This window comes from Veillonella sp. 27098_8_77, from assembly GCF_041431535.1.
Lineage (GTDB): Bacteria > Bacillota > Negativicutes > Veillonellales > Veillonellaceae > Veillonella.
Genome location: NZ_JAPVXW010000005.1, coordinates 109981 through 132061, shown reverse-complemented (window position 1 = coordinate 132061; position 22081 = coordinate 109981). Strand labels below are relative to the sequence as shown.

Annotated in this window: 20 protein-coding genes and 3 tRNA genes; 1 reads left to right on the top strand and 22 read right to left on the bottom strand. The window is 38.4% G+C overall.

All coding sequences use genetic code 11. The features are described from left to right. Nucleotides 1-187: 187 nt before the first annotated feature. From O3617_RS04825 to O3617_RS04760, 14 genes are all read right to left on the bottom strand, one after another. Nucleotides 188-263, bottom strand: a tRNA-Lys gene (locus O3617_RS04825). Nucleotides 264-267: 4 nt separating this feature from the next. Next, nucleotides 268-342, bottom strand: a tRNA-Gln gene (locus tag O3617_RS04820). 24 nt (nt 343-366) lie between these two features. Further along, nucleotides 367-442, bottom strand: a tRNA-His gene (locus O3617_RS04815). Nucleotides 443-661: 219 nt separating this feature from the next. Continuing rightward, entirely contained in the window at nt 662-1501 is an 840-nt protein-coding gene (gene speE / locus O3617_RS04810; protein WP_371448960.1) for a polyamine aminopropyltransferase, read from the bottom strand. Between the two features lie 58 nt (nt 1502-1559). Continuing rightward, on the bottom strand, nt 1560-2186 hold the full coding sequence (locus tag O3617_RS04805; protein ID WP_371448959.1) for a hypothetical protein: 627 nt from the start codon (nt 2184-2186) through the stop codon (nt 1560-1562). 4 nt (nt 2187-2190) lie between these two features. Beyond that, complete coding sequence (locus O3617_RS04800) at nt 2191-2625, bottom strand: peptidylprolyl isomerase (RefSeq protein ID WP_005378394.1); 435 nt, start codon at nt 2623-2625, stop codon at nt 2191-2193. Continuing rightward, on the bottom strand, nt 2622-3329 hold the full coding sequence (locus tag O3617_RS04795) for a ThiF family adenylyltransferase (protein WP_371448957.1): 708 nt from the start codon (nt 3327-3329) through the stop codon (nt 2622-2624). The genes O3617_RS04800 and O3617_RS04795 overlap by 4 nt, the downstream gene beginning before the upstream one ends. Further along, a complete protein-coding gene (locus O3617_RS04790) occupies nt 3329-3703 on the bottom strand; it encodes a VOC family protein (RefSeq protein ID WP_005380323.1) in 375 nt (124 codons plus the stop codon). Before O3617_RS04790 ends, O3617_RS04795 begins: the two co-directional genes overlap by 1 nt. A 79-nt stretch (nt 3704-3782) precedes the next feature. Next, nucleotides 3783-6866: an AAA family ATPase gene (locus O3617_RS04785; protein ID WP_371448955.1), complete on the bottom strand. Its 3084-nt coding sequence runs from the start codon at nt 6864-6866 to the stop codon at nt 3783-3785. Next, on the bottom strand, nt 6867-8102 hold the full coding sequence (locus O3617_RS04780) for an exonuclease SbcCD subunit D (RefSeq protein ID WP_371448954.1): 1236 nt from the start codon (nt 8100-8102) through the stop codon (nt 6867-6869). Between the two features lie 64 nt (nt 8103-8166). Continuing rightward, a complete protein-coding gene (locus O3617_RS04775; protein WP_371448952.1) occupies nt 8167-9003 on the bottom strand; it encodes a deoxyribonuclease IV in 837 nt (278 codons plus the stop codon). Between the two features lie 65 nt (nt 9004-9068). After that, nucleotides 9069-9488: a Fur family transcriptional regulator gene (locus tag O3617_RS04770; protein ID WP_295999227.1), complete on the bottom strand. Its 420-nt coding sequence runs from the start codon at nt 9486-9488 to the stop codon at nt 9069-9071. Between the two features lie 194 nt (nt 9489-9682). Continuing rightward, nucleotides 9683-11254, bottom strand: coding sequence for a DEAD/DEAH box helicase (locus O3617_RS04765; RefSeq protein ID WP_371448950.1), 1572 nt, complete (start codon nt 11252-11254; stop codon nt 9683-9685). 97 nt (nt 11255-11351) lie between these two features. Beyond that, nucleotides 11352-11780, bottom strand: a complete 429-nt coding sequence (locus O3617_RS04760; RefSeq protein WP_371448949.1) for a phosphatase — start codon at nt 11778-11780, stop codon at nt 11352-11354. Nucleotides 11781-12065: 285 nt separating this feature from the next. On the opposite strand from O3617_RS04760, the gene O3617_RS04755 reads away from it, so the two are divergent. After that, a complete protein-coding gene (locus O3617_RS04755) occupies nt 12066-12641 on the top strand; it encodes a hypothetical protein (protein WP_371448948.1) in 576 nt (191 codons plus the stop codon). Between the two features lie 84 nt (nt 12642-12725). On the opposite strand, the gene O3617_RS04750 is transcribed toward O3617_RS04755, so the two are convergent. The 8 genes from O3617_RS04750 to O3617_RS04715 form a co-directional block, all read right to left on the bottom strand. After that, a complete protein-coding gene (locus O3617_RS04750; protein WP_371448946.1) occupies nt 12726-13793 on the bottom strand; it encodes a hypothetical protein in 1068 nt (355 codons plus the stop codon). Nucleotides 13794-14238: 445 nt separating this feature from the next. Then, the gene (locus O3617_RS04745) at nt 14239-15192 is read right to left on the bottom strand and encodes a hypothetical protein (protein ID WP_371448945.1); all 954 of its coding nucleotides are present in this window, start codon (nt 15190-15192) and stop codon (nt 14239-14241) included. Nucleotides 15193-15689: 497 nt separating this feature from the next. Then, nucleotides 15690-16118 (bottom strand): hypothetical protein, encoded by a 429-nt coding sequence (locus O3617_RS04740; protein ID WP_371448944.1) that lies wholly within the window; start codon nt 16116-16118, stop codon nt 15690-15692. Next, complete coding sequence (locus tag O3617_RS04735) at nt 16093-16266, bottom strand: hypothetical protein (RefSeq protein ID WP_371448942.1); 174 nt, start codon at nt 16264-16266, stop codon at nt 16093-16095. Before O3617_RS04735 ends, O3617_RS04740 begins: the two co-directional genes overlap by 26 nt. A gap of 543 nt (nt 16267-16809) precedes the next feature. Continuing rightward, nucleotides 16810-18294 carry an aldehyde dehydrogenase family protein gene (locus O3617_RS04730; RefSeq protein WP_371448941.1) on the bottom strand — a complete coding sequence of 495 codons (1485 nt, stop codon included), beginning with the start codon at nt 18292-18294 and terminating at the stop codon, nt 16810-16812. A 272-nt stretch (nt 18295-18566) separates the two neighbouring features. Then, nucleotides 18567-20744, bottom strand: coding sequence for a Tex family protein (locus O3617_RS04725; RefSeq protein ID WP_371448939.1), 2178 nt, complete (start codon nt 20742-20744; stop codon nt 18567-18569). After that, the gene (locus O3617_RS04720) at nt 20744-21238 is read right to left on the bottom strand and encodes a dihydrofolate reductase (protein WP_371448937.1); all 495 of its coding nucleotides are present in this window, start codon (nt 21236-21238) and stop codon (nt 20744-20746) included. Before O3617_RS04720 ends, O3617_RS04725 begins: the two co-directional genes overlap by 1 nt. Nucleotides 21239-21247: 9 nt before the next feature. Further along, entirely contained in the window at nt 21248-22039 is a 792-nt protein-coding gene (locus O3617_RS04715) for a thymidylate synthase (protein ID WP_005378396.1), read from the bottom strand. Nucleotides 22040-22081 lie beyond the last annotated feature (42 nt).

Genomic DNA, 22081 nt, shown 5'->3' with positions numbered 1-22081 from the left:
TTAGAAATTTTAACGTTCTAACGACTTTTTAAAGTATATCAGTCATCTCATAAAACGTCAACCACTTTTTTAAGAAGTTTTGCTTTATTTTTGACCACTTGTGTTTCCACAATATACTTACCATCATAACCAAATTCTCTTAAATTAGAGATAGAAAACTCACAAACTTTCGTTTGTGAGTTTTATTTGGTGGCTCATCCGCGACTCGAACGCGGGACACCCTGATTAAAAGTCAGGTGCTCTACCAACTGAGCTAATGAACCATGTTGGCAGGGGTGGCTGGGATCGAACCAGCGCATAACGGAGTCAAAGTCCGTTGCCTTACCACTTGGCGACACCCCTACAATGATTACGATGTGTAGGTTATGGGGTGAGTAGTGGGGATCGAACCCACGCGTAACGGAGCCACAATCCGCCGTGTTAACCGCTTCACCATACCCACCACCTTGTAGGTATCGAAGACACTGTCTTCGTAACAAAGAGAATTATATCTGTTTTAGAAGTTTGTGTCAACAACTTTTTCTAAATTCATTTAACTTTCAGTTTTGAAATTAGTACGCTGTTTACTTCTAATATAAAACCCTTTCACATCCTAATAAAAAGGAAGTACCACCGTTAAAATGTTTCTTAACGAATGGTGCTTCCCTATTATACATATAAATTATTTATTTGGCAAATAGTTTTTTACAAAATTTGGTAATGCAAACGCAGCCTTTTGAATATCCTTATTATAGTACTTAGTTTCAAAGTTTTGTTCCCGATTTGGTTCCCATGTTAATGGGTCGTATTTTTTAGATCCAATCGTAAAGCAATGCATCCCTGCAGGATAGATTGGAATATACGCGGTGTATAAACGCGCAATTGGGAAATGATCGTTTACATAGCCAAATACTTTCTCAACGAGCGGTTGATGAAGCATAGGAGATTCGGTTTGTTGCACAAATAGACCATCTGCTTTTAGAGCTTTCAATGTATTCTTATAAAACTCTTCTGTAAATAATCCTTCACCAGGGCCAATTGGGTCAGAGCAATCAACGATAATAACATCATAGTAATCTTCTGCTTCTGCCATAAATCCAATACCATCACCGATTTTCACTGTTAGCTTAGGATTGTTTTCAATCATAGCCTTAGAAATCGTAGGTAAGTATTGTTTTGCTAATTCTACAACTTTGCCATCAATCTCAACCATGGTAACTTCTTTAACGCAATCATGGCGTACGCATTCTCTAGCTACACCGCCATCACCGCCACCGATAATGAGTACCCTTTCTGGATTTGGATGCAAAAACAATGGTACATGAGCAATCATTTCATGGTAGATAAATTCCTCCCGTTCAGATGTTTGGAATACACCATCTAATGCAAGCATCATGCCATATTCTTTAGACTTAAATACTTCAATTTTTTGAAATTCAGATTCACCAGAATAAAGCACCTCTTCTGCTTCAGCGCTAAGACGTAAATGAGGTGTTTGCTCTTCTGTAATCCATTGACTCATAATAACCTCCTATATAGGTAGAGCGATAGCTTTCACCATCGCTCTCATAATACTAATATTATTTCTTAGTTATATAACAGAATCCACCGCCAAGGATGGTATCTTGCAACCAATGAACTAGTGAGAAATCACGGATTTCCCCTTCATCAAAAATGCCGCAACGAATATCATCACCATCCATGAACATCTTATAAATAGGCACCCAATGCCATGTATAAAGCGCAGGTTCTTTACCTTTATGACGATTTAAGAACGCTACAGGAACATCCTGTGATAATGCATCGTGAATAAACTGCGCCGCCGCGTCTACTTCTACGCGGGATGCAGAAAAGGGAGATACATTAAGCATGTGTACCTCATAAGGCAAATTCTTATCATCAAACAAACGACTAAGGCCGCGTTCCATCCATTGCGTTTTATAAACGCCACCACCAAATCTTGGTTTTACATAGTTCCACACGACATTCATACGCTCTAATGCTAATGTATGATTCGCCGTAGTAGACACATCTAATAAGCCATCTCGAAATTCAGAATAACTCAACACCTGTGTAGCCGATGTAGGGCCACAACCAGACAGACGTTGCCATTCATCATCAAACCATTCTTGATCATAGCCGTGTGATATGGTTCCATTTACATCGATATCAAGCCACTCCGGATGTTTAACAGATACATCATTCATGAGATTAACCTTCAATTACTTCCACGGTTTCCATGATATCGCCTTGATGGATACCATCAACTACGTCCATGCCTTCGATTACTTTACCAAATACAGTATGTACACCATCTAAATGAGGTTGTGGTTCGTATACGATAAAGAATTGGCTGCCGCCAGTATTAGGACCACGGTGAGCCATGGACAACGCACCACGTTCGTGTTTATGAGGATTGCCAATCAATTCGTCTTTAATTGTGTAACCAGGACCGCCTGTACCATTGCCATTAGGGCAACCACCTTGCGCTACAAAGCCAGGAATTACACGATGGAATGTTAAGCCATTATAGAAGCCTTTATTAATAAGGTCGATAAAGTTTTGTACTGTGCCAGGTGCTTCTTTATCAAATAATTCAATTACAATGTCTCCACCTTTTGCCATATGGATTTTTGCTTGTTTCATTGTTCAGGTACCTCCAAAATTGTACGCAACACATGTGCTGCTAATATAAAACCTGCCACTGGTGGCACAAAACTACATGTTCCTGGGCTCGTTGCTTCGCCACGGAATTGTGGTTTTGTCGGTTTTTCTGTAGAAAATAAAACTAATTGTTTTTTTATCCCCCGTTTCTTGAGTTCCCGGCGCATAACGCGTGCTAGCGGGCATGTATGAGACTTATTGATATCTGCAATCATAAGTTTCTCTGGGTAAAAGCGATTACCGCCGCCCATACAGGAAATAACAGGGATATTTTCACGTTGACAAACCTCGATAATATTGAGTTTAGCCGTTACCATATCAATGGCATCAATCACATAATCAACATTCAAACTTTGAATAAATCCAGGATATTTCTCATCAGTATACATAATATCGTGAGTTTCTATCACTACATCAGGATTGATGGAAAGAGCTCGCGCCTTTGCGACCTCAACCTTACGTTCTCCAATGGTATCGTGTGTCGTAATCATTTGACGATTCAAATTGCTAGGTGCAATGGAATCACCATCAATAATAACGATGCGCCCTACACCAGCACGAACTAGCGCCTCAAGGGCTCCACCGCCGACACCACCAACACCAAAGAGCGCAATAGATGTATCCTTTAATGTTTTGATTTTATTAGGGCCAACCAACCACTCTAAACGAGTTAACATATATTCCATTAATATTTACCCGCCGGAATGATTTCTGTCCAATATCCATCAGGATCAGCGATAAAATAAATACCCATGTCGGCATTTTCATAGGCTACAACACCCATCTCTTTATGTTTTTTTAGAGCTGCTTCGTAGTCATCAACATAAAATGCCAAGTGGAACTCATTATCCCCTAGATTATAAGGGCGATCCCAATCGCGCAACCATGTAAGTTCTAATTCATGCGCCGTATATGGACTTTTTAAATATACAAGGGTGAAAGCACCGCTTGGATCTTCCAAGCGACGAGCCTCTTCAAGCAGTAAGGCCTCTTTATAGAAGGCTAAACTCTTATCAAGATCCTTAACATTTATATTATTATGAGCAAATGAAAACTTCATAGGACCTCCTTATATAAATACAGTATGTTTTTGTAGGAATTATCCTCTTTTAATAGTATCACATTTTGTAAATTTATAGCTAGTTAATAACAAATTTTGCCGTACTACCTTCATCACCACGTGTGACCTCTAAATGGGCAGGTATCCGCGTCTTTAACTCAGGTACATGAGAAATCATGCCGATAAGGCGCCCCGATGATTGTAACTGTACCAGTGTTTCCATGGCCAGCTCTAATGTATCAGGGTCAAGTGTACCAAACCCTTCATCAATGAACATCGTATCCATATGAATACCACCAGCATAACTTTGGATAACATCAGCTAATCCTAATGCTAGGGCCATAGATGCCAAAAATGTTTCGCCACCCGACAAGGTATTCGCTGGTCTTGATTGCCCTGTGAAAGCGTCCATTACGGCCAAATCAAGGCCTTGCTTGCCACGGCCGCCACCAGTATAGTCTGAACGCTCCAAAGAGTAACGGCTACGGCTCATCTTTTGAAGACGTAAATTGGCTGCATACACAACCTCATCTAAAATGGCCCCCAATACATAGCGCTCAAAGGTGACATTTTTGAAACCTTGTTCACCACCATTAGCTAGATCATTCAATCGACTTAAGAAGGCCACCTTCTCTCGGGCCTCACCCATAGCCGTTTCAATTTCCTCTAGCGAAGCAAGTGTTGTTTCTATATGCTGTGTTTCTTTATCCCAGGCCGCTAAATTGCCTACTAATGTATCACGACGTTCTACCGCTGCATCATATACTTCATCCGAAACAGAATCGCTAGGTTTAACTACAGTCTCCGCAGTCTTTAAGGCCGCATCATATACAGCTTGTGCTGTGCTGAAGGCCTCTTCCAAATCATATAACTTAGATTTAAAATCCTCTAATGCATTAAAATCACTCAACGCTTCTACAAAATCAATTTCACTTAACGATATAGATTGCAATGACTCTATATATTCCCCATGGAGCGACTCAAGATTCTTTCGTTCTTCTTTTACCTGAGAAGATAAGGTTTCTAGTCGACCTCGTTTAGCACTTAGCTGCCCTCGAGCCTCCTCTAATTGTTTTGTAATCACTGTTAACTGCGCATCATACTCTTTAATTTCTGATGCTAAGGATGTCACTTGCTTACGCCACAGCTCTACATCCGTAGTAGGCAACAACTCTGATAAGGAATCTATTTTTGCTTGTACAGAACTGATACTAATCTCTAGTTCATGCAATGCTTTAAGCAGTTCATTATGTGTAAGTTCTGATTTAGCCAACGTATCCTTAGCGGTGCTTAACCTACGCTCCGCATCAGAAATAGCCTTACCTAACTGTTCAGATTCACCACGTAACATTTTGAGTCGTTCCATTTGAGATAACAGATTTTGTTGAAGCGATGCAAAGTTTTCCTTAGAAAAACCATCTATAGAGGACTTAAGAATCGAAACTTGTGCATCCATATGGTTAGATAATTCATGCAACCGCCCCACTAATGTATTCCTTTGACCAGCTTCATTCGCTTGTTGTTGTATCTCTTTATCACGAAGTCCTCGAGCAGCTTCAACCTCATCCTTAGTGGGATATAATTCTGGCTTAGTTGCTAAATTAGGATGTTCTGTAGATCCACATACTGGGCAAGGCTCTTCTTCTTTCACGAAAGGAACCAGTTCATACGCACGCCCTTCTTGCATTAAATGCTCTAGCCGCTCTAAATGCACCTTCGCCTCTTTCACTGTTTTATCAAGAGCTGATAAGGTCTCATCTTTAATGTCGATTTCTTTTTGGACCTGACTAATTTCTTCTACCAACTCAGAATATCTGTGCAAATAATTGAGCTGTTCTTGAATAACAGGAACCGTCTCTAGTAATGTACTATTCTCTTGTAAGCATTTACGTAAATCCTCAACATCTACTTCTATCTGTTTGATAAGCTGACGTTGTATCTCTAGATCCGCTTCACTTTTTTTACTATTCAATTTCGCTAAATCATCATTTAGGGCAGACAGTTCTTTTTTCAATTTTCCTAACTCATCAAACTTTTCGGACTGTTGCTGGAGTTGAGCCAACGTAGTCCTCTTAGATTGTATCGTTTCAGCTTGAGATTCTAACGCTTCATAAGCCTCTATACAGTTAGACTCATGTTGAGTAGCAGTGTCCACACTTTTTTCTGCATCGGATAGAGCCCGTTCTAATGTTGTTAAACTAGACTGTTTATCAATGTATTGTTGATATAATACATAAACTGGAGATAAGGAATTGAGGAATTGAACCTTTTCACGTAATTGTGTACGCTCAGGTTCTTTAGCTTTCACCAAATCTAATTGAGACGTAGCCTGCACTAGAGATTGTTGTGCTTGATTATATAAAGCCCACTCATTACGCAATGTATTGAATCGATCCACTACAGTAACAGCCTCATCACGGTCCACTACCAGTGCATCCCGATGAGGTCCTCTATTTTCCAATAATTCTCGTACATGGTCAACGGTCAATACCGGAGTGTCCTCGTCACGAGGAATAGACTGTATCAACGCCATTTGCTTCATCAAATTTTCTTCAATCCCAGCTTTTGCGTCATCATAAGCTGATTTAAGAGCCTCTTGTAGTTTTCGATATAACTCTGTTCTAAAGAGCGTATGTAGTAATTCTTCCCGTTCATTCGTAGAGGCAACAAGGAGTTTTCTGAATTCCCCTTGCGGCAATAAAACCACTTGTAAAAATTGGTCTTTACGAAAACCTATGATTCGTTGAATTGTATCGCGAATAGCGGCGGCAGAGGTAGCAATGACCTTCCACTCACCATCGTTCATTTCGTATACAGTAGCACTAGCATTCTGCACGCGCATACCGGTACCACGTTTCTTAGATACCATTTGTTTTGGTAATCTTTCAACACGATACTGAGCATCGCCGATAGCAAAGGAAAAATCAACGCGCGTCATCCGATCAGGTTCAGCAAAATCGCTGCGAATAGCATCGGTTTTACGCACTTCTCCACTGGGCTCGCCATACAAGGCGTACACCATAGCATCTAAAATAGATGTTTTCCCTGCCCCTGTAGGCCCTGAGATGAGGAACATAGAATGATTTTCTAATTTACTAAAATCCAATGTAACCAAATCACGATATGGACCAAAGGCTTCTATTGTCAGTGATATAGGCTTCATTTAGTCCTCCTTGATAATTCGGTCCCACACAGAGTCGATATATGACTGTTCCGCCTCTGTTAATGGCTCTTTCCACACGGTTTCTGCAAACTGATTAAACAATTGACGTTCATTTAGCTCTTTAAATACGGCATCGCCTATATCCGCCACAGGAGTTGCTATGCGACCTACCAATTCAATGGTCATACATCGATGATAGACCTGGCGCAACTTAGCCATGCCATCCATGATAGGCATCGTATCTAACAGACGAGCTTGTACATAATCATCCTTATGTTTTGTTTGAAGATCTTTATTATTCAAGAGGTCCTCAAAATAGCCTTCCAATATGACTACATCGCGCTTCGCCTCTACAGGGATTGTACTAATATCTACATTCCCTTTTGTATCCATATCAATAATGGTGAAAGATTTCTTCTGCCCATGTTCATCAAAGGAATACTTTAATGGCGATCCGCTATAGCGAATATGGTCTGCCCCCATCCGTTGCGGTCCATGTAAATGGCCAAGGGCTGTATAGTGAAAGTTTTTAAAAACGTGAGGGCTCACCTGTTCACTGCCACCTACAGACAAGGTTCGTTCGGAACCACCCACTTCGCCACCCATCACAAAGGCGTGGCTAATGGCAATGCTACGCATCCCTTTTGGCAATTGTTTATATAGATAATCACTCCAAGCCTGATACATTTGATCATAATTATGTAAGTTAAGTTCGGACGTTTCTTGCTCCTTATCATCTACATAGGAAAATAAAGTATCATCAGCTATATCCGTATAAACTGGTTTTGATTCACTAGCGCTCAATCCCAACGCATCACCTATGCGACGCGGTTCACTAAATGGCATGGGGCAAATGGCTACCTTACCATCAGAGCTTTCAAACTCAAAGGGCTGTAACGCATGATGAGGAGACCCCCAAATATGAATACCGGACCGGCTTAACATAGACCGTCCCACTTCAAGACGCTCTGCCCCATCATGATTACCACTTACTACAAATAGAGGTACCTTATAGTCCATGGCGAGACGCGTGATAATGGAATCCCACAATTCGATGGCTTCAATAGGTGGTACTGCCCGATCAAATACATCACCTGCCAGCAAAATGCCATCGATTTTTTCTTCTTTCAAAATAGTAAAGAACTGATGCTCCAATACATGAGCTTGGTCGTCTGTTAAATATTGTCCATAAAAAATACGCCCCAAATGCCAATCAGCAGTATGTAAAAAACGCATTGTATCCCCCTTTCCAGTTTCCCCTATACCAACAGTATATGACTAGACCACTAGCTCTAGCACATTATTGATTTTCTACAATAGAACGCAACATAGCGATTTCCTTTGCGTAACCATCTAATTCATTTGGCGTTTCCAAATAGAATGGCAAGTTCGTCAATTTAGGATGCGTCACAATACGGGCAATCGCATCAATACCGATATGACCTTCTCCAATTTTTTCATGACGATCCTTATGAGCACCCATTGGATTTTTAGAATCGTTCAAATGAATGGCCTTCAAACGCTCAAGACCAACAATACGGTCGAACTCATCAATAACACCATCAAGATTATTGACAATATCATACCCACCTTCGTGGATGTGGCACGTGTCAACACATACACCCATATATTCCTTTAGTTTAACACCATCGATGATGCGCGCGATTTCTTCAAAACGGGAACCAATCTCCGTTCCTTTCCCAGCCATGACCTCTAAAAGAACGGTCGTTTTCATACCGGGAAACAGAATTTCGTTCAAACATTCTACGATATATTCGATGCCTTGATCTACACCTTGCTTTACATGGCTACCTGGGTGAAAGTTATACATTTGACCAGGTAAATATTCCATGCGCTCTAAATCTTCTTTCATAGATTGTTTCGCAAAGGCACGCAAATCTTCCTTGGCCGCACACGGATTATATGTATATGGGGCATGGGCCAACAAGGTGCCAAAATTATGTTCTTTCATATAGACACTAAGACTATTCATATCGTCTATATCGAGGGCGCGCATGCTACCACCTCGCGGATTGCGCGTAAAGTATTGAAAGGTATTGCCACCAATCTTAGTGGCTTCCTTCCCCATATGTAGATATCCCTTTGATATAGATAAATGAGCTCCTATTATAAACATTATATATCCTTTCAACTCTATATGACTCAAAAACCCCCTGCATGAGTATACGCAGGGGGCATCTGTTAGTGACTTTCTTTTTTAGCACATTCTGGGCATACGCCTTCAAATGTAATTTGCTGTCCTGTAATTTGATATGCACTAGCTTTGCCGGCCATATCAGCAATAGCATGAAGATCGACATTCATCATATCTTCTACCTTGTTACAACGAACACAGCGAATGTGTGCATGAGCTGTTGTATCCCAATCGTAATGTGCGCGTTCATCGCCCACTTCCAATACCTTAACAAGGCCAATTTTTTCAAAAATTTCCATTGTTTTGTATACGGTTGCTAAACTCATGCTTGGATGTGTAGGACGCAAGCTATGATAAATCATCTCTGCTGTTGGGTGATTGTGATGACCACGCAAAGCATCATAAATTGCAATTCGTTGAGGGGTTACCTTAAACCCTTCGCTTCGCAAAATTTGTGCGATATCCATAATAATCTACCTTTCTCCACTTGGAAACATCTCGGTACTCTATCGTCCATTTTCAAACAATAATTATTATCTATTGTACCATTCTAGTAGATTTTAAGCAATAAAAAACGTGGATTTATACAATCCACGTTTTCATAACTTATGTTCAATAGTAATCCTACTATGAATATACATTAAACAAAGTTCATACCATATTAGTCTTTAAAGTATGGTTTAAAACCTTCGCTTTGATGACGAGGTTTACGATCGGCTCTAGGACGGTCGCTACGACGATCATCACGACGACGGCTATCACGGCGGTCACCTTTGCGATCATCACGACTGCGGCGCGGACGGTCATCACGACGACGATCACCATCGCGGCGGCGGTCCCCATCTCTACGACGGTCTCCATCACGGCGGCGACGATCACCACGACCACCTTCACGGCGACGACGCACGCGTAAAGGTTTTTCTTCTGTAATATTTACAGGTGTTGTATCCGGTTCTTTCGTAAGCAACTTGAGTGCTGCCGCAATCAATGTAACGGAATCAGTATCATTCAATAACTCTTCCGCATTTACCTTAAACGGTGCCAACTCTTCTGTATTACCAGCCATTTCAATTAAGCTTTCAACAGCAAGACGTTGTTGACCTTCCAAAACTTCGCCCAAAGATGGAGCACGACGTTTCGCAATTTTACGTTTTGTTAAACGTTCAATAGCATGAAGGTGTTCAATTTCACGAGGGATAACAAATGTATATGCTTCGCCTGCCTTACCTGCACGACCTGTACGACCTACGCGGTGCGTATAGCTTTCAGGATCTTGAGGCAAATCATAGTTATATACATGAGATACGCCGGAAATATCAAGACCACGAGCAGCCACATCAGTAGCTACAAGGATATCAATTGTACCTTCGCGGAATTGACGAATTACACTATCACGTTTTTGTTGTGATAAATCACCATGAATACCTTCCGCCATGTAGCCACGTTTTTTGAGGGCTTCTGTTACTTCATCAACACGACGTTTCGTACGTGTAAAGATGATAGCAAGTTCTGGCGCTTGTAAGTCGAACAAACGGCACAACACGTCAAATTTTTGACGGTCTTGTACTTCGATATAGTATTGTTCAATAAGATCCATCGTTACTTGCGTAGGTTTCATACGAATCAACGTTGGTTCTGTAAGGTATGTTTCTGCTAACTCGCGAATTGCTTTAGGCATCGTCGCAGAGAATAGCAATGTTTGGTGATCTTCTGGGATAGCCCCTAAAATTTTGTTAATGTCGTCAACAAAGCCCATGTTCAACATTTCATCAGCTTCGTCAAGAACGACAATCTTAACATCTTCAAATTTAATAGAACCGCGGTCCATATGGTCCATCAATCGGCCAGGTGTGGCAACGATGATTTGCGGATGTTTTTTCAATGCACGGAATTGACGGTTAATATCTTGGCCACCATAGATAGGTAATGCCGTAATATCCGTATACTGAGCCATTTTATTAAGCTCTTCTGCTACTTGAATAGCTAATTCTCGTGTAGGGGACAAAATCACTACTTGAACGTGACGATTACTGCCGTCTACGCGTTCCAATACAGGTAGGCCAAAGGCCGCTGTCTTACCAGTACCTGTTTGAGCTTGACCGATCATGTCTTTGCCGCTCATGGCTACTGGGATAGCTTCCTGTTGAATTGGCGTAGGCTCTTCAAAGCCCATATCATTTAACGCACGTAGAACAGGTTCGCTAATCATTAATTGTTCAAATTTTTCTAACATCTAAATGTGTTTCCTCCTATCGCACACGAATTATGCGCGTTAGAATAGTATATCATATTTCGATGGTGAAAGCTACAAAAGTAATTCTAAATACAAATTAAATATGCTTGCTTCTCCCCCTTAAATATTCTATTAAAACAATTCCACCTGATACACAAAGGAAAGTAATGTATGATAAATGAATAGGCGTATACAAACATTCAACAAGAACAACCCATAGAAGTAATAGTAATTTAGAAATCCATTTTTTTGTTATTTTATCGGCTATCATAAATATAGATAAATTGATAATTATTTTAATGATTATCGCTGCAATAATAACTATTGATGTAAATTCTTCTCTATAATCTGTCAGTTCATATAAGGGATATAATAAATAACTCAATGGAACGCTAAGTATTATTAACAACCAAATATTTAGTCCCTTTAAAAGTTTAGATTTACTATAGTAAAAGACTCCAACTAATAGAAAGAGTAAAATGCTAAGTAATATCCCTATAATTAATAGATAATCTAGGTTAATCATAGTTTATACAGTCCTCTCAAAACAACACGATTTCGTATGGCTACAATTATAACATACCTAATAATAGACTATTGCCAAATGCATAAGAGGACCCTCATTCGAGAAGCCTATTTGTTGTTGTTTATTGAGTGGTTGTATGACATTGATCAACTATATGAGTAAACATATAATTTAGGTATAATATAATAAAATAATATACTTCAAAATTCTCCCAGCAATTATGCAATACCTGTTAAGCAATTACAATTTACTAAACTTTCTAAAGTAGTATAAAAGGAATATACAATGAAACCATTTACCCTAAAACAATTTGTAGTATTGCCACTGATTATATTCTCCCTCATCATAACAACAGGTTGTCATCTTCTCTCACATTACAGTGAAGAGGAAGTTCAACAATATATAAATAAGAATTATCCTAATTTGACCTATCACCTAGAGTCACGAAGGGACAATACATGGCAAGTTACCTTTGATAAATATCCACAGATGCCCATTGAAATATCTGAAGTTTTGCACACCTCTGCACCTGTTGTACCACAAGTTGAGCGAATACTAATAACCAATATTCCATTAATAACCGCATTTCCATTAATGAAAAACTATTTAACAGCAGAGGAGTTATCCTATGCCACATACGATACATCTTCTTTGTATATTGAAATGCCTATTCCCTATTCGGCCATACAAAACCAAGATGTAACAAATTTTTACAATCGAATGGATCAATTCTGCAAAGAATATGCAACAACATATCCAGATTTCAAAAAACATATATATATTAGAGTTATTATAAAACCATCTGATGGTTCTGATGCACCGGAAGAGTACAGAAGAATCTTCCGTTTATCCCAATATTAATAAAATAGGTGTCTACTAAGAGGCACCTATTTTAATTATGTAACAATATTATCAATTGATACTTTAGATTTATTATATGTAACATCATTTCATATTGTCATTAATCCTTATAACTCGTCTAAAAAAATCATAGCCTCCATTTATATAATCACCTACTACCATTTCACTATCTTGAAAGTATGGTGAAACAGGTAAATAGCCCCACACAACACCTAATCCTCCACATATATTGCGACCACCATCTCCACCTTTATAGGAAAATCCACATTCGTCATATACGATTTCTCTACAATACGGATCATCACCTATAATCAATCCAAAAAAGTTTTCCTTTTCTAATGTATACGCTCCATCATTATCCATCCATTCCATATGTTTTAAGTTCATCGAAAAATCTATATTGTTCCCCCATGGAAAAATGGTCCTACACCCCTTACTAGTTAAATATTCCCACTCTCTTCGTGTAGGTAAAGAGTATCCATGAATCTTTATATCCTGTAACATTTTCTTAAATGTGGTTTCTTCATAAAGTTTGCCACACCAATTGCTATCGTCTATTTTATATAAACAAACAGTATTGTGAACCATTGTTTCAGAAAGTCCAGCTTTTTCGGCGTTTTCTATCATCTGTTGCCATTTTTTATTTTGTCTTAAGTCCTCATCTGAAATAGGTGTCCAACAAGTTTCACTATACTCTTTTTGTACCAATAGTGGATGAATTACAAACTCACCTTCTTGAGTAAAATTATGCGTAAAATACGTTTTTATGTTGGAGAGTACTTCTTCATCTTCTAGTGTTTCGCTAATCTTTCTTTGAACATCCTCTTCACTAAGGATTTCATCTTCATATCCTTCAACAAATGGATAAACAAGCTCCGCTAAATTTTCATCATTAAAAATATCCTGCAATAGTTTATTTTTAAAATTAAGCCCTAACGTAACAGTATCTCCAGGAACAAATACAAAGTCTATACCATCATTAGAGCGATATACTGCCGTATATGTGGATTTTTCAAATGCCTTAAACTCTTTAAAACATATCAATTCTAAATTATATATTGCTGCCAATGTATTTAATAATGCCTTTTTATCAGAAACAGATAACAAATCATATTGTGGATTGTATAATTTATCGATTGAAATATGATTCATAGATTAAATACTCCTTAATTTTCATCTGATACACATATGCTACAATCAGTGTAACATTCCAAGATACTTTCAAACAATTCATGTACGCTGTAAGTGTATTTGCGGTCCTTACACTAGTACAAAATATTATATTCGTACCATCTATGATGAGTTTATACACTAATACACTCCCATCTGGTCTAGTTAGAACAGTTATATTCATCTTGAATATGTGCACTTATGGATGGACCGCATTTACATTATTAAAACTATGTATGGCAGAATATAATATGTCTGTGCGAGATACCGCTACAACATTAGTTGTTAGTATCGTTCCACTCATCGTAATCAACTATATCATAAAAAATATATTCTAGTTCTATGTTAACAAAATTATAATGAATAACTAAACGGGCACCAATTCAATTATTGGTGCCCGTTCAATTATGCTTATTAACCACTTATTCTATTTACTTAGATATTGACGAAGTGTTTGATTTTCTAATGGTCCCAACTGTAATGCCTTTCGGTTCTTAATCGCATTAATAGCCAATGCTTCAAAAGTATCTTTATCAAAATCAGAAAACTCATTAAATGAATTCAGTACTATGAATCGTTGATTCAATAAATTAGGCAGTATCTCAAAATCTTTCGTTCTCACTTTATTTAACTCATTATGTGCATAAGTTTCATTTCTCTCAAAGCCTGAATTATCCTTATCAAACCGGCCTATATCAAGCTTATCAGAATAGTAGCTATATATAGTTCTCTGAGAGAAATCAATTTTGGTCAATTTTCCAAATTCAAAATTATAATACGCATCATTCCTCATAATATGCTCACTACCATTCTCACCGATTATGGTACCTGTAGAAAGATCGACTATATCTCCATGCTTAATAGGGCTTTCTTTTATATATGATATATAGAAAGGCAGCTTTATAGGGTACCCACTTTGTAAACCAGTATATCGTTTCTCACTATTTAGAAATATTTCATTCCATATTTCTCTATCGCTTTCATCAAGGCTAGAAATATTAGGATATAACTCATCAAGACTTATATTAAATTGCGTCACTTTAGCATCTTTTCTGGGAATAAAAGTATTATAATTATTTATATTTTTATTCCAACGATCTAAAAAGCTTACATTTTCATCAAAGATGCCAATACCGGATAAAGTTATGTAATAGAGTTTATTATCCACCTCGTGAACAGCCACTACATTATCAGCAATCTTATGTTCTTCATCACCATAATATAATCCGCTATTCTGGAGCTCGCTTAAATAGATTGAGCCTTTTTGAAAATCACTGCCACCAACAAACAAAAATATTATGACTACCAGTATAGTAATGTAAATTAATATCATAGCAGCAACAATACAACCAATCCATTTAAATACTCGCTTTGAATTCATAGGTACCCTCTCAAAATAACTTCTATATATCAAAATTATTACATAAAGTGCTCTGATTTATATTTGCCCATTATTGATTGATTATCTCATTATGCATATATGAATAGTATAACTTGAGATTTATACCGTTACGAAACAATGTGTAGCAAAAGGATCAGTAGTAGGCATATAAGCTCACATCCTTTCTTTAGGACTTTGACAATTTTATTGTAAATCATGTGAGCCTTATATGCTTATTTTTTGCAAAAAAATAATGTTGGTAGTGACACCGTTAATGATGTCACCCCAACATTTATTATAGAACCTCCATTTAGTATGAACTAATCTCTGATAGTCAAACATTATACGATTTCCGTTAATAACTAAATTATAGTTGACTGACTCCAATTTTATATTCCCATAAGGAAAAGGTCTATTAAAGATAAAATAGTAAAGATTTCATTCGCCCTTAAGACTATATAAATTAACAGCTTAAAGATTTAATCAAATACGTTTAATTATTCAAGGTCTATATAACTAAACTTAGACTGTATTAGATTCTCTTCGTCCGCCTTTGTGGAAATTATAAAATCAACAGCAATCAAATCAATACACATTACAGGCATAACTATTTTAGCTTTAACACCATTTAGTACTGGGCTTACCCATTTCTTATTATGAGTCATAGTTCCATCTGTTTTTACAACACATGGTTCGACACTAATATCTTGAATATCATATTCATGATTACGATATTCATGAAATTTCATTGATTTATTCTTAAATAAAATGTCACTTTTAATATTAACCTCTATACAGTTAATAAATCTAATTTCACAGGATTCTGACAATAATATGACTGTATTACCAAAATCTTTAATATCTAATGAATATGGCATTTCATCCCATAAATCTAATATATCAATTCTTTTTTGAAGTTCCATCATTTTTATCCTCTTTAATTCTTATATGTGATTCAGGATCACGACGTTCAACAGGTTTCCAGTTACTATCTAATGGTTTACCATTCTTATCATGTATATGTAAATGATTATAAGGTGTATGCTTACCAGATGGATTAATATGTAACCGCATAAGATCATTATTATCCTTTATATGTAATTTTACTTCATCACAATAACTGATCCAGATATAGATGGTCCACTATTATGTAGATCCTTTTTATTAGGTGAATTATCCTCGTTTATATCAGAGACATCATTACTACTAGAAATCTTATCTAATCGATATAACATATTCTCTATCTTAGTATCAATTTCTTTACCATCTACTGTTAGTATACCATCTGAGATTGCAGATTGAGTAGTCGATGTATTCTTAGCTTTTGGAGCCTCACTTTTAATGACAGCACCTTCTAATGTAGTACCACTCCCTACATTAATATCATAGCCATCTTCTCCAGCATAAATACCTGCCTAGTGGGTCACGCTTTTCCATTTGCTATCAATATGTCCTACGCTAGCACTAATACTACCTGTTGGATTCTTGAAATTAGATTTAGAGAAAACGGAGAACACTAAGTCCAATAAAATTAAGTAATAGTATGATAATGCAAAAAGGCACCTCTTCGAGGTGCCTTCTTATCAAATATAAGTAAAAAGAAAATCTATTAAATTCTTAATCTAAATCATAAAACCCAGATGGTTTATCGCTCAAGTTTACGATGATATTTTTCATTTGAGTATAGTGTTCCAAGATAACCTTATGTGTTTCACGGCCGATACCAGATTGTTTGTATCCACCGAATGGTGCGCCTGCTGGGATGGAGTTATATGTATTCACCCACATACGACCTGTTTCGATGGCTCGAGCTACGCGGATAGCACGGTTAAGATTTTGAGTAAATACGCCACCGCCAAGGCCGTATAAACTGTCATTAGCTTGTTCAAGTACTTCGTCTTCGCTGTGGAATTTGATGACAACTGCTACAGGGCCGAAGATTTCTTCACGAGCTACGCGCATATCGTTGGTAGCATCTACGATGAGTGTCGGTCTTACGAAACAGCCTTTACCAAGTTCGCCATCGGTAATGCGTTCGCCACCGGCTACAATGCGGGCGCCTTCTTCCTTAGCAAGTTCTACGTAGCTAAGCACTTTCTTAACTTGTGCTTCATAAATCAAGGAGCCCAATTGTGTAGATTCATCCCAAGGGAGGCCTACTTTCACCTTATCAAATAGTCTAGATAGTTCAGCTACAAATTTATCGTAAATTGTATCTTGTACGAAGATGCGCGAACCGGCGCAACATACTTGGCCTTGGTTGAATAAGATGCCAAGCAATGCCCCATCAAGAGCTTGTTTCCAGTTCGCATCGTCAAAGAAGATATTAGCCGATTTACCACCCAATTCCAATGTAGCAGGAATCAAGCGTTCAGATGCTGCTTTATATACATCGAGGCCTACTTCTGTAGAGCCTGTGAAAGCCAATTTGCTAAATCCTGGATGATCAAGGATATATTGACCAGATTTAGAACCTTTACCAGTTACGATGTTTACAACACCTGGAGGTAAAATCTCTTTCAAAATACTACCTAATTCCAAAAGGCTAAGGGATGTATGGCTAGAAGGTTTGATAACAACTGTACAACCTGCTGCAAGAGCTGGTGCCAGTTTCCAAGCAGCCATTAGGAACGGGAAGTTCCAAGGTACTACTTGACCAACTACACCAATCGGTTCACGAATAATAAGACTCAATGTATTTTCATCAAATACTTGTGCTGAACCTTCTTCAGCGCGTAACACACCAGCAAAATAACGGAAATGATCCGCACCATACGGAATATCTACATTCAGTGTTTCACGGATAGGCTTACCATTATCGTATGTTTCAACAGTTGCCAAATGTTCTTTGTGAGCATCGATAGCATCTGCAATCTTTAATAAATAATCTGCCCTATCGACTTGGGAAACGTTTTTCCACGTTTTAAAAGCCTCCGTTGCAGCAGCTACAGCACGATCAACATCATCCTTTGTCGCCTCTGCACAAATGGCGAGTTGCTCACCATTAGCAGGGTTATATACATTAAATTCAGCACCATCAGATGCTGGTACCCATTCATTATTAATTAAAAGGCCATATTTTTCGTTAATATGTAAACTCATAGTACTTCCTCCTTTAATGGATAATGACTATTAATTGTCTTCTATGAGTTCATCATACACCCAATATCTAAATACTTCAATCTATTTCACTGTTTTCGATATAGCGATTTTATTGTATTCTCAATAGCCTTATTCTATACCAAAATCGATATGCTTATCACTATTTATGATAATAACGCACACAAAAAAGGAGTCCTCTATTACCTAAAGGACTCCTTTTAATCATGTTCAATTTTGACATGTATAATTTTTTGCGAAATAACCTATCTAGATCAGGCCTTTTTCTTGTCTTTATTTCTCAATGACTTAACAGATAATCCGATACGATTTCGTTTTACATCAACAGAGATGATCTCGGCTTCAATAATATCGCCTACAGCAAGTACGTCAGAAGGGTGTTGTTTCCCCTTACATAGTTCGCTGCGATGTAATAAACCATTCGTTTTTAAGCCAAAGTCGATGAACGCACCAAAGTCCACCACATTGTGAACAGTTCCTTTTACTACGGTGCCGACCTTAATATCTTCAAGGCTAACCTCATGCTTACGTGTAAGCGGTGCTGGTAGATCCTCACGAGGGTCACGGCCCGGCTTAGCGAGAGCAGCGATAATATCTCGTACAGTTGGAACGCCCGCATCAAGTTTATGAGCCATCTTATCTACATCAACCAATGGCAATTTCACCTGTAATGCTTTTAATTGTGATTTATCTTGCAAATCCTTTAATGTAAAGCCCAACTCGCCAATGATACGTTCTGCCAATTCATAAGACTCAGGGTGAACGGATGTATTATCCAACGGATTTTTAGCCCCATTTAAGCGTAAGAAGCCCGCACATTGCGTAAACGCTGCAGGACCTAAACGAGGTACCTTTAACAATTGTTTACGGCTCGTAAAGCCACCACTTTCTTGACGGAATGCGACGATATTTTTTGCTACGGTACTGGAAATACCGGCAATATGTTGCAAAATGGCTGGTGATGCAGTGTTAAGCTCTACCCCAACATGGTTTACAACAGATTCTACCACTTGATCTAATGTGTGAGACAATTGCTTTTGGTTAACATCATGTTGGTATTGGCCAACACCGATAGACTTAGGATCGATTTTAACGGATTCTGCTAATGGATCTTGTACGCGACGAGCGATGGATACGGCGCCGCGAATCGTTACGTCTAAATCTGGCAATTCATCAATAGCTAGTTTTGATGCGGAATATACAGACGCACCAGCTTCATTGGTAATGATATAGTGACAATCTAGCTTTTCTTCTTCAATCATCTTGGATGCAAATTGTTCCGTTTCATACGAAGCGGTACCATTACCGATGGACAATAAGGTAACCTTAAATTTGCGGATTTTTTCAGCCAATTTCTTTTGTGCTTCTTGTTTTAGTTTTTCACTATTCGTTAAATAGTAAGCTCCATAATCGAGTACATTCCCTTGCGCATCGATAATAGCCATCTTACAACCCGTACGATACCCTGGGTCAAGGCCCATAATGACATGTCCTGCCAATGGTGGTTGTAACAACAGATTTTTAAGATTTACCCCAAACACCTTAATCGCTTGTTCATCTGCCGATTCGGTTAATTCATTGCGAATATCCCGTTCGAGAGCAGGGAAAATCAAGCGTTTATGTGCATCTGCTACGGCGCTAGCTTTCACATCGCTAAAAATAGATTGTTCATTTTTAGTGATACCACGCACCATATATTGAATATAAGATTCATCGGGTACGGTTAGGGCCAATTTAAGAGCCCCTAATTTTTCGCCCCGATTAACCGCCAAGATACGATGAGACGGCATCTGACGAACCGGTTCTGCATACTCATTATATTGAAGGAATTGGTCCTTGTGCTCATTATCTTCCACGAGCTCCGCTTGGATAAACCCTTCCTTCCACATACGCTTGCGAAGGGTAGCGCGGAAATCGGCACTATCGCTGACGATTTCTGCAACGATATCCGATGCACCTTGAATGGCGTCCTCTGGCGTAGGCACCTCTTCAGATATATATTCTTTTGCAATATCTAGAGGGTCGCCCGTTGTGACCGTATCGTTCAAAATCATATCCGCTAATGGTTCAAGTCCGCGTTCACGGGCAATCATGGCCCGTGTCCGTTTCTTAGGTCGATATGGTAAATACAAATCCTCTAATTCTTGTAATTTTACGGCTTTCATCAAGGATGCCATCAATTCATCGGTCATCTTTTCTTGTTCCGTAATAGCATTGATGATTTCTTGGCGTCGCGCTTCTAAATTGCGCAAATATTTAATACGTTCTTCTACGGTTCGCAGTTGTTCATCTTGTAATTCGCCTGTTACTTCCTTTCTGTAACGAGCGATGAACGGCACCGTGTTACCTTCATCTAAGAGGGTAACCGCCGCTTCTACTTGACCAGGCTTAACGCCTAATTCCTTTGCAATAATGGCAAACATTGATTCCATTAGTTATGTCCTTTTCTTTCATATGTTACAAATCGATGAGGATATTTATTTTTATCATCTACCGTGCCCTCTACAACAGAGGTAATAGTGAAAGCTGACGCATCGAATTCAGGAAAATGAGCATCTCCATCAAATTCATGATCAACCTCAGTAATATGCATTACATCTACATACGGTAAAAAGGCTTCGTAAATTTGTGCGCCCCCGATAACATAGGCTACATCAAGCTCTTTAGCAGCTTCTACAGCAGCCTCTGGCGAGGAGAATACACGTACCCCTTGCGGTGCATTAAAGCCTTTATTTTTCGTAATCACCCAATGTTCTCGATTAGGCAATAAAAAAGGCAAGCTTTCAAAGGTCTTACGGCCCATAATAATAACGTGGCCCGTCGTTTTTTCCTTAAAGAATTTCAAATCATTTGGTAAATGCCAAATCAAAGAATTATCCTTGCCGATAACGCGATGATGTGCTACCGCTACGATAAGTGCTAACATAGTATCCCCCTATACGGCTACGGTCATAGCCAATTTGCCTAAATGTTCATACCCTTCTAACACGATATCATCCGGTGTGAAGTCATAAAAGTCAGTAATTTGTGAATTGACACTAATTTTAGGCGCTGGCAACGCTTGATCTCGACGAGATAATTGCTCGCGCAATGCATCCACATGATTTTCGTAAATATGTGCATTATTAATAACATGAGTAAACTTACCAGGCTTCAAACCGGTTACTTGGGCAATCATACATAAAAGAGCTGCATATTGAGCCGTATTAAACGGAACGCCAAGCCCCATATCGCCACTACGTTGGATAAGCATGCAGTTTAAATAACCATTGCCCACATCCCACAATGTTTCATACGCACAAGGTTGCAATGCCATATCAGGCAAATCTTCTATGTTCCACAATGTAACAATCATGCGGCGACTATCAGGGTCTTCTTTGATGGTTTTGATGAGATTATCCAACTGTTTATATTTAGCAATTTGGTATCCATAGGCCTTGCCAATAGTCCCATCTTCGCGCATCCATTCATCCCACACATGAACATTCATATCTTGTAGTTTACGCACATCATTGGACTGCATTTGCCAAATCCATAACAATTCTTTCACAGCTGTTTTGAAAGCCACAAATTTTGTGGTTAAAATAGGAAATTCCTCTTGTAAATCAAACTGCATAATTTGTTGTGGCAATTTATATGTGGCTATACCTGTTCTATTTTGACCATATATACCATGATCTAATATATTTTCAATAATATTGAGATATTGTGTATCTGCTAAGCTCATAGTTCCCCCTAATCATATTGGAAATCATTCAATATAGCGTTT